We start from the raw sequence: 1328 nt of genomic DNA, 5'->3' as shown, positions 1-1328 counted from the left end.
GGTGGACGCGGGGTCGGGTCCGTCGTCGAATGTGAGGGCGACATGATCGGGACGGCCGACGCCCGCCAGACCGGGGGGACCAGGTCGAGCTGGGCGGGGTGGGCGAGCAGGCTGTGCACGGTGTTGTCGATGAGGTTGACGGTCGTCTCGAACCCGGCGGTGAGCAGCAGGATCAGGTTGTCCATCAACTCCTGTTCGCCGATGCTTCCTTCGTCGTGCGCGGCGATGAGCGCCGTCGTCAGGTCGTCGGCCGGGTGCTCGCGCTTGTGCCGCAGGAACGCGGTCAGCGTGCCGTAGAGGTCGACCGCGTTGGCCTGGGCGTCCTCCAGGGAGATCGCCGTGTCGAAGAAGCGGTTGATGATGCGGTAGAGGGCCGCGCGCGGGCCGTCCTCGCCGGGCGGTACGCCGAACAGCTCGCACACCACCTCGTGCGGGATCGGCGCCGCGAACGCCGCCCGCAGATCGACGACTTCACCCTCGGGGACGCGCTCCAGGGCGTCCAGCGCCCGGTCGACGATCTCCTGGACGCGCGGCAGCAGCGCGTCGACGCGGCGCTTGGTGAAGGCGGCGGCCATCGGCTTGCGCAGCCGGCTGTGGTCGGCGCCGTAGGCGGTGACCATGTTGCGCACCGAGACCCAGATGGCGAGCGGCCAGGTGCGGGAGATGTCCCCGTTGATCCAGGCCGGCCAGTGCTGGTAGGCGTCCTTGCTCGTCTCGGGGCCCGCCAGGAGCCGCTTGTTCAGCTCCAGGCCGGTGATCCACCACGCCCGTACACCGCCGGGGAGTTCGGCCTCCACGGCCGGTCCCTGGGCACGGATCCGGGACAGCTCGCCGTAGAGGTCCTGACCGGACGGGTCGATCGACAGGAAGGGGCAGGCCTGCTGTGCCATGACTCATCGCTCCTTGGTCCAGAGGCTGGGGGACCATCGTGCGATCCGCAGGGCGGAAAAACTTGGCAACCGGCTTGTTTTGGCCATGGCTTCACCATCGGTCGGCCAGAGGCGGGTGGCTACCGCAGCGCGAGCCCCGCCCGGCCCGCCTCCGCCCGGACGCCCGGCCGGGCCGGCCCGCTCCCCGGTGGTTCACTCCCCGCCGGTACGCTTCCCGCCGGTTCGCTCCCCGCGGATTCACGCCCCGCCGGATTCAGCGTCCCGGCCAGACACGGCGCCGCCAGGCACGGCAGCAGCAGGCGCCACAGATCGGTCAGCGAGGGCCGGGCGAGCCAGCCGTGGTCCTCGCGGGCCGGCACCTCGATGCCGGTCGTGGCGGCCAGGACGACGGCGCTGGGCTCGACATCCATCACGAGCTCCACCCTGGTGTGCGTGTCG

At 71.5% G+C, this 1328-nt stretch carries 2 pseudogenes; both read right to left on the bottom strand.

What is annotated here, in order from left to right:
* A pseudogene (locus tag ABZ281_RS49560) lies at positions 1-75 on the bottom strand (polysaccharide deacetylase family protein); the annotation flags it as partial.
* Between the two features lie 934 nt (positions 76-1009).
* Positions 1010-1328 (bottom strand): annotated as a pseudogene (locus tag ABZ281_RS49555) (TetR/AcrR family transcriptional regulator); the annotation flags it as partial.

It is taken from the genome of Streptomyces sp. NPDC006265, assembly GCF_040613555.1.
Classification (GTDB): domain Bacteria; phylum Actinomycetota; class Actinomycetes; order Streptomycetales; family Streptomycetaceae; genus Streptomyces.
This window is presented reverse-complemented; position numbering and strand designations above follow the sequence as displayed.